The sequence below is a fragment of the Massilia sp. CT11-108 genome, assembly GCF_047302915.1.
GTDB classification, from domain to species: domain Bacteria; phylum Pseudomonadota; class Gammaproteobacteria; order Burkholderiales; family Burkholderiaceae_D; genus Telluria; species Telluria orientalis.
Genome location: NZ_JBKYMO010000265.1, coordinates 1 through 7,974 on the forward strand (window position 1 = coordinate 1; position 7,974 = coordinate 7,974).

Sequence of the window (7,974 nt, forward strand, 5' to 3'; positions counted from 1 at the left end):
GAAGCGGCGCGGCCCGACAGCACGGTAGCCTACGGGTCGTGACCCGCCATTACCTGCTGCGGCGCGGCTGGCGCACGTTGCGGCGCCTGGGCGAGGACGCGTCGCCCGACTTCATCCCGCTGGCGCTCGGCATCCTGGCCACCTACGACGACCGCGACGCAAGCCGGGGCAACAGCGTCCGCACCGCCGGCCGCATCGTCGACCGCTACGGCCACTGGTCCCTGTTCAACCACCTGCTGCGCGCGGCGTACGCATCATCTCGGCGCCGATGCCGCGCCTGAAGCGGGCGCAGTACTGGGTCCTCGACAACGTTCTTTCACGCGCACCCGTGCACCCGGCCGCGCACGGCTTCCTGGCCGGCCGCTCCATCGTCAGCAACGCCGCGCCGCACGTCGGCCAGGCGGTTGTCATCAACGTCGACCTGAAGGACTTCTTCCCGTCGATCGCGCTGCCGCGCGTGCGCGGCGTGTTCCGCCAGCTCGGCTACGGCAAGCAGGTCGCGACGACGCTGGCGCTGCTGTGCACCGAATCCGCGACGGAGACCGTGCAGGTCGACGGCGAGACGTTCCATGTCGCGCACGGCCCGCGCGTCCTGCCGCAGGGCGCGCCGACGAGTCCCGCGCTGACCAATATCCTGTGCCGGCGCCTGGACGCGCGGCTGCAGGGTGCGGCGGCACGGCTCGGTTTCCGCTACACGCGCTACGCGGACGACCTGACATTTTCGGGCGACGAGTCGGTGCGCAAGCTGGCGGCCAAGCTGCTGTGGCGCGTGCGGCAGATCGTGGTCGACGAAGGCTTCACGCCGCATCCGGACAAGCAGGAGGTGATGCGCAGCCATGCGCGCCAGAGCGTGACGGGCATCGTCGACAACGAGAAGCCCGCCGTGGACCGCGACACGCTGCGGTGCTTCCGCGCGGTGCTGTTCCAGGTCGAGAAGGATGGGCCGGCCGGCAAGCAGTGGAACGGCAACGACAATGTGCTGGCGGCGCTGGAAGGCTATGCGCACTTCATCCGGATGGTCGATGCCGACAAGGGCACGCCGCTGCTGGCGCGCGCGCGTGCGGCGCGTGCGAAGTGGAACGGTGACGCGGCTGCGCCGGATGCGGTCGCGCAGCGCGCCGAACGGACCGCTCGGCGCAATCCCCTGCTCATCGGCGGCGGGCGCATGACGTGGTATGCGGTCGCGCAGCAGGGCGTCGTTGCGCTGCTGCTGAGCCGTAAACTCGACAGCAATGTGCCCGTTCTCGCCATGCTGGCGTTGTACTGGCTGTCGGTGCGGGTTCGCCGGATGCTCTGGATTCCGTTTATCGTCGTGATGGTGCTGATCTGGGCGGCGCCGGGTCGCTGTTACGGAGCGGTTACTTCTTGCGTATCCGACGCAACCGCAGTGGCAGCAGATTGAAGAGCCGCACCAGCATATGGAGCTGCCATGGGAAGACACAACAGTCGGCACGCGCGTCGATCGCGGCTGCCATGCGCCGGACAGCATTCGCTTCCGTTTGCAGGAACAGCTTCGCACTCGCGTCGCCTCCGTTCAGTTCGCGCAGGCGCGCCGTGTCGACATAGCCCGGCACAAGCGTCGTCACCGCAATCCCGTACGGCACCAGCGCCTTGCGGTAAGTGGCGCAGATGGCGATGGCGGCGCGCTTGCTGGCACTGTACAACGAGCCTCCGGGATAGTCTATCAACAGGCCGGCGATCGACGCTACTGTCACCACCTGGCCACGCCCCTGGGCACGCATTAACGAGGTAGCGGCTTCGAAAGCGTGGACCAGACCCGCAATATTGGTCTGAACGAGCGCGGGACCAAGGCCCGGATCGGCGGCGAGGCCGGCCGCATCTGCATACTGGCCTGCCGTCACGACGATTATGTCGAGACCCCCGGCCCCGAAATCACGTACGACGTCTCCCACCGCCAAACGGTCGGCGATATCCAGCGTGTAGGTACGCACGCGCGCATCCCGCATGATCGGGTGGCCATCCAGGCGGTCAGGATCGCGCCCGCACAGCGCCAGCTCGGCACCGCGTGCGTGGTAGTGAACGGCCAGTGCCAAGCCGATGCCACTCGTACCACCAATGATCAGGATCTTCATCGTTTGCATCCCGCGAACGCCGCCATCCCTTTCAGGTACCCATAATCCCATTGTGCATGTACCTGGGCGGCGTACGCGTCCTGCGTCGAGGGCACGTCGAGGCCGATGCGGTTATGGCACCAGTCGATCCGCTTGCCGATACCTTGCGCGCGCAGCATACCTTTGGCGTCGCGAGTATCGACCCACGTATCGGCATGCTGCGCATGTACATGCTGCAAGCGCGCGGCGCCGTCGATGCCGAACACCGCGCGCAACGCGGGCAGTGCGAGCCAGCGGTTAAATGGCATTTTGCGTTCCATGACCACCTCGCGCGCGAGACGCTGCGCCAGCTCGATGGGTAACAGATCTATCACGCCACCGCTGTAGTGTCGGCCCGCGACTTCGTGGCTGCGGAAATAAAACATGTCGGCGATCGAGATGCGCGCGGCGTCCGCGGGCGCGATGCCCAGCTCGACCCGTAGCACGGGATCCACGGCGCCGGCGCTCCAGCGCGGGTCCGCCGCTGGCGCCGGACTGCCATCCAGCAGAGCTGCAACACGCTGCGGGCCGAACACGACTTCAGAAAACAGCGGCTGCGTTCTGCGTCGTGCTCCCGTCTGTTCCGGTTCGTACAACAGTCTGGCACCGACGATGGCCAACGCCGGCGCATCCGGTGCGACCCGCTCCGGCAGCGGCAACGGCAGTGCGGCTGGAAGCTCGAACAGATAATCGCGCTGCAGATCAACGATGCGCGCGGACCGAGCACGCCGCAGCCAGCGCAACCCCGCTGCACCGAGCGTACGCAGCGGCGTCGCACGTTGCGTGGAGCGGATCGAACGCAGGAACGCGTACATCGCAGAGCCGGCAATCCAGTCTCGCCGTGCACCGGCGTCGGGCAGAGCCGCAATAGCTGCAGCCGCAATTGCTCCGCCGCAGCTAGCCAGCAGCACATCGGGTCGGCGTCCGCAGTCTTCTGCTGCCGCGTGCACGCCGAGATAATAGGAGAACCGGAAGCCCCCTCCAGCCAGCACGAGGCAGCGTCGATACTGTTCATGCGTGTTCATTGCATGCATAATGCCCAAATGAAAAAATTATCACAAGCACAACGAAAGCGTTCGCCGGACGGACACGTGCTTGTGCGTACGCGCCTCGTGCACCTGATGCTGAACTGGCTTGCATTCAGTGTGTGCTACCCGCTGTGCAATCTGCTCGCCGCGCAGCAGGTGCAACGCAGCCTGGCCATCGAGCTTGATGCCGCGATCCCCTTCCTGCCCTGGATGGCCGTGCCGTATGCCAGCTCGGGCCTGTTGTTCACCCTTGTCTTCTTTCTCGTCCGCGACAACGAACAGTTGCTCGTAGTGAGCCGGCGCCTGCTGCTGGTCACGGTCGCCGGCTGCCTCGTCTTCGCCGCCGTGCCCGCGCAATTCGGCGCCGTACGTCCCGACGTTGCGGACGGCATACCCGCCACGCTGTACCAGTGGCTCGACATTGTCGATCGGCCCTACAACCAATGCCCTTCGCTGCACGTCGCGTACTGCGTGATCATCTGGCTCGCCTTGCGGTCCCTGTGCCGCGACACCGTACGCGCCCTGCTGGGTGCCTGGCTCATGCTCGTCGCTGCGAGCACGCTGTTCACCTGGCAACATCACGTAGTTGACGTCGTCAGTGGCCTGCTGCTGGGCGCCGCCGCCGCGTGGGCGATCAGGCCGGGCGCCGCGCGCCGTACGACCGTCAGTTTTTACTATGCGATCGCGGCGGGCCTCGTCGTACTGGTTGGTGTGGTCCCCCTGCACAGCTGGATCGCGGCTTATGCAGCGGTCAGCCTGTTATTGGTGGCGGCGGCCTATGCCACACGCCGTTCCGATTTCCTCGCCAAGCGCCTGGGTCGACATCCACTTCGCGCCTGGTTGCTCTTCTGGCCTTATCTCGCCGGCTACCGGCTGACGTGGGCCCTCGTGCGCATTCGCGAGCGCGGCCGCCCTGCGTTCGTGCAACATGCGCCCGGATTCTGGTCGGGCCGACGCCTCACTAACGTGGAAGCCCGTGCCCTGCCGCGCGGTTGCCACGTCATCGACCTATCGGGCGAATTGCCCGAGACCGCCCTGCTGCGTCACACGCATTATCTACATTTCCCCCTGCTCGACCTGCAAGCGCCGCGCCCCAGTCAGTTGCGTGTGGTACTGGCCGCACTGGCTCGGCTGCGCGACGCGGGACACCCTGTGTACATCCACTGCGCCATGGGTTACAGCCGCAGCCGACTCATATCGCGACTTCACTTGCGAAGGAAACAACGATGTCCGTCTCGATCTATCAGCTGAAACCGCGCTTCCAGCAATTGCTGCGTCCCCTGATCGGCGCGCTGCACCGGGCAGGCGTGACACCGAACCAGGTGACGCTCGGTGCGATGGCGCTGTCGGTGGCGTACGGCGCGGCGCTGGCCGCTGCACCGGGAACGGCTGGCCTATGGTTCGGACTGCCTCTGTTTCTTCTGCTGCGAATGGCCTTCAACGCGATCGACGGCATGCTCGCTTCCGCGACCGACAACAAGACCAGGCTGGGCGCTCTGCTCAACGAAATCTGCGACCAGGTGTCGGACGTGGCGCTGTATCTTCCGTTCGCGCTAGTGCCCGGCATTGTGGCGCCGCTCGTGGTACTGGTCGTCGTCGGCGCGCTACTGGCCGAATTCGCCGGAGTTCTGGCACTGGCTGTCGGCGCACCACGGGGCTTCGAGGGGCCGATGGGCAAAAGCGACCGCGCCTTCGCCTTCGGTCTCATCGCTCTGTTGATCGGTCTGGGCTCCGGGTCGGCCGGGAGCAACGGTATTCTGGGTGCCATGCTGCTGCTGTCGGGGCTGACCGTCTTCAACCGTCTGCGCCGGGCGCTGCAGGCCGACGCGCCACTGATACAGTAAAGATCCCCTCCACACCAATTGCAGTCGCGATTTTGTGTCCACCGGCCAGTGAGACAAGTGCATCCATCTCCGCCTGCGGACGTGGACGCATCTTCCACAGCTGGCCGCGGTGGTTGATCAACGTATAAGCAATCATGTCGAGCTGAGGGTGCCACGGCTGAGCGGTATAGATCAGGTACCCGCCCGGCTTCAGGCTACTCATCACGCCACGCAACGATGCCAACACCTTGTCGTTATCGCTGAACAGTTCGTACAGGCCGGACACCACGGCGATATCGTAATCCTCCTCTTGTCCTGCATAGCTGGCAGCATCGAATGCGTCGCACCGTTCGACAGTCACCGGGATCGTCAATTGCAGGTCCGCAGCCAGACGGCGCGCGTTGTCGACGTTGTGTTGTATGTAGTCACGCAGCGTGATCTCGAGCGGACTGTCCTGGAACCGCTTGGCGGTCTCGAGGACGTACCGTGCGGAACCGGCGGCGATGTCGAGGATGCGCACCGTTTTCCCTTGCGGCTGCGCGGCAATGCAGTCGGCCAGCATGCGTTGCAACTGCATCTTACGCACGCGGATACCGCGCCAGCCGACGGCGTCCAGGTAACCGCGATCGATGATCTTGCCGATGCCGAGACGGCCGCAAGCTTCGTTGCGGTAGACATAGTCAAGCGACTCGCCGGAATCAAAACCGTAGGTCAGGCCGATGCGCATGCCTTCACTGAGCGGACCTAACACGCCCAGCATGCGGCGCTGCAAGCCGAACCAGGCGCGCGCTGCGGCGCTGCCGCTCTCATTGCGCTCGATAGCGGCGTAGCGGTGCGCCGCGTGGCCGTCGCGGTCCGCGCGCACATAATGCGTTGGAGGCAATGGTGCAGCAGCCCAGCAGTCGCGAATGAAATCGCGACTCGCGTGCAGGGCGGCTGTGGTGTCGCGCTCGTAGAACACGGCGTGGTAGCAGTCGTCGATCCGCACAAAGCGCTTCAAGCGAGAGCTAAGGCGCTCGAAGAACAAACGCTGGGGCTCTTCCTTGACGACATAATCCTTGTCAGCAGCGAGCATCAGCACTGGTACATCGATCGCCGCGGCGTCGGCGACGAGACGCTCTGCCGTATCGCCCAGTTCAAGTAGGATTTTCGCGGAAATACTTTTCGCGATCAGAGGGTCGGCCGCATAAGCCTGCGCCTCGTCGGCGGAATGCGTGAGCATGCCGGGACGGATGTAGCTCGTGACGAAAAGCTCGGGTTTGAATCGCCGCGCGAAACGCAGCGCCGGATTTGCCAGTGGGACGTACAGCTTGATCTGGAACGCGGCGGCTGCCATCACGAGCCCGCGAATGCGCGGAGCGTAGTCGTGCACCCAGGTTGCCGCGACCACCGCACCGACGCTGTTGGCTACGACGATTACGTCCTCGATTGCGATTCCGTAGCGTTCAATGACGTGGCGAACGAAGGCAGCTAGGTCGTTCACCAACGTAGCGAAGTCCGGAGCGTCGCCGCGGGCACCAGGTGAGTAGCCGTGACCGCGCGCATCGTAGGCGAATGCCCAGTCCCGGTGCTCGCCGAAACGCTCGACGAGTGTCGCGATTCGGCCTGAGTGTTCATGACCGCGATGGAGGAAGATCAGTGCGCGCGGCGCACGGTTGGTTGCCGGTGCGACGGGCTGCCACGCACGAAAGAACAGCCGTGTGCCGTCGTCACCGGCAAAACCGGATTCGAAGGTGGTCCAGGCAATGGAATGGTCGATCTTCATGGCAGTGTCCTTAGTCGATGCTGCGGAGCAGGCAGTACAAGAGCGGAGCGGTGAGGACCAGGCTATCCACCCGGTCAAGGATGCCGCCGTGGCCAGGGATCAGTTGGGAAAAATCCTTAATTGACAAACAGCGCTTGGCTGCGGAAAACATCAGATCGCCGGCGAATCCTGCCAGCGACAACAGCAAACCCCACAGTGCCAGCTGCGACGGCGTCGCCAATGATAGATACGTACCGAGCACGAGGCTCACAATCTGCGACATGACGACACCGCCGGCCAAGCCTTGCCAAGTCTTGTTGGGACTGATCGTCGGCGCGATTTTGTGACGACCGAAAAGCTTGCCGGCAACGAACTGACCGATGTCGTTCAACGCCGTCAGAATGAACAGGTAAAACAGCCAGGCGAGATTGGTGCGGGTAGTGAATGGCAGAGAGGCGAAGGCAACGAGCAGTTGCATCGCCGCAGCCGTTGCCACAATCGACGACCACGTGATGGCGGGCCCGGCGGTACCTATCTGACGGCAACGCATCGATAAAACGGAAATGGCGCCACATAGAAGCGCGGCAGCGAGGACCGGCATCCAGCTGTTCAAGATGCCCGTCACCAGGACGATCATCGCAGCCCCTAACCGGAAACGGGTGCGCCCTCCCGGGTAATACGACTCAAGTTCGAGCGTCGCGAAAGCGCAGATGAGATAAGCCAGCACATGCAAGCCTGTCGGATAGGTCACTAATGCCAGGCTAACGATGGGGAAAATTCGCCACCACGCATTGACTTGGTAGCTCAACATGCCAGGCGCTGCACCGCGAGCGGCGAATTTCACAGACAGTGAAGCGACGGCAAGCAGACCGTACAGCGCTGTCATGGCGCGGACGATGGACATCCCGGCGTCGATGAAAGGGAACATGGCAAGCAGTTAAATACCGATTACTTAATCGTATTTGTTTTAACTGTTCGCAATGTCTAAGCTGCAATTTTATTGAGCCAAGTCAATAAAACATAGATGGGAGGAAGCGAGTGCACAGTTTGCAGTGACAACCCGACTAAAGACTGGACCCACAAAGCAAAAAGCCCGCTCAGTGCGAGGATTGGCAGTGCGAATCCGAGCGAGCGGGCTTCGTTTTTCCAAAACGAAAAACCCCGTCGAGATCACTCGACGGGGTTTTCTTAATAACTAGCCTGACGATAACCTACTTTCACACTGGTTGCAGCACTATCATCGGCGCAGAGTCTTTTCACGGTCCTGT

The 7,974-nt window shown here is 63.5% G+C and carries 8 protein-coding genes; 4 read left to right on the plus strand and 4 right to left on the minus strand.

Features of this window, described 5'->3' with window-relative positions:
- Nucleotides 1–281: hypothetical protein (locus ACEN88_RS19600; RefSeq protein ID WP_413342207.1), on the plus strand; the 281-nt coding region annotated here is incomplete at its 5' end.
- Nucleotides 269–1,402, plus strand: coding sequence for a reverse transcriptase family protein (locus tag ACEN88_RS19605; protein WP_413342209.1), 1,134 nt, complete (start codon nucleotides 269–271; stop codon nucleotides 1,400–1,402). The genes ACEN88_RS19600 and ACEN88_RS19605, both read left to right, overlap by 13 nt.
- On the opposite strand, the gene ACEN88_RS19610 is transcribed toward ACEN88_RS19605, so the two are convergent.
- Both ACEN88_RS19610 and ACEN88_RS19615 read right to left on the minus strand, forming a co-directional pair.
- Nucleotides 1,359–2,093 (minus strand): SDR family NAD(P)-dependent oxidoreductase, encoded by a 735-nt coding sequence (locus ACEN88_RS19610; protein WP_413342211.1) that lies wholly within the window; start codon nucleotides 2,091–2,093, stop codon nucleotides 1,359–1,361. The genes ACEN88_RS19605 and ACEN88_RS19610 overlap by 44 nt on opposite strands.
- Nucleotides 2,090–3,136, minus strand: a complete 1,047-nt coding sequence (locus ACEN88_RS19615) for a patatin-like phospholipase family protein (RefSeq protein ID WP_413342213.1) — start codon at nucleotides 3,134–3,136, stop codon at nucleotides 2,090–2,092. Before ACEN88_RS19615 ends, ACEN88_RS19610 begins: the two co-directional genes overlap by 4 nt.
- An 18-nt stretch (nucleotides 3,137–3,154) precedes the next feature.
- Here ACEN88_RS19615 and ACEN88_RS19620 point away from each other — a divergent pair, with 18 nt between their 5' ends.
- Together ACEN88_RS19620 and ACEN88_RS19625 are read left to right on the plus strand one after the other, a co-directional pair.
- Nucleotides 3,155–4,390 carry a phosphatase PAP2 family protein gene (locus ACEN88_RS19620; RefSeq protein WP_413342215.1) on the plus strand — a complete coding sequence of 412 codons (1,236 nt, stop codon included), beginning with the start codon at nucleotides 3,155–3,157 and terminating at the stop codon, nucleotides 4,388–4,390.
- Nucleotides 4,366–4,983 carry a CDP-alcohol phosphatidyltransferase family protein gene (locus tag ACEN88_RS19625; RefSeq protein ID WP_413342216.1) on the plus strand — a complete coding sequence of 206 codons (618 nt, stop codon included), beginning with the start codon at nucleotides 4,366–4,368 and terminating at the stop codon, nucleotides 4,981–4,983. Before ACEN88_RS19620 ends, ACEN88_RS19625 begins: the two co-directional genes overlap by 25 nt.
- Here the strand turns inward: ACEN88_RS19625 and ACEN88_RS19630 are convergent.
- Together ACEN88_RS19630 and ACEN88_RS19635 are read right to left on the minus strand one after the other, a co-directional pair.
- Nucleotides 4,934–6,727, minus strand: coding sequence for a bifunctional alpha/beta hydrolase/class I SAM-dependent methyltransferase (locus ACEN88_RS19630; RefSeq protein WP_413342218.1), 1,794 nt, complete (start codon nucleotides 6,725–6,727; stop codon nucleotides 4,934–4,936). The genes ACEN88_RS19625 and ACEN88_RS19630 overlap by 50 nt on opposite strands.
- Nucleotides 6,728–6,737: 10 nt before the next feature.
- Entirely contained in the window at nucleotides 6,738–7,634 is an 897-nt protein-coding gene (locus ACEN88_RS19635; protein ID WP_413342220.1) for a phosphatidate cytidylyltransferase, read from the minus strand.
- Nucleotides 7,635–7,974 lie beyond the last annotated feature (340 nt).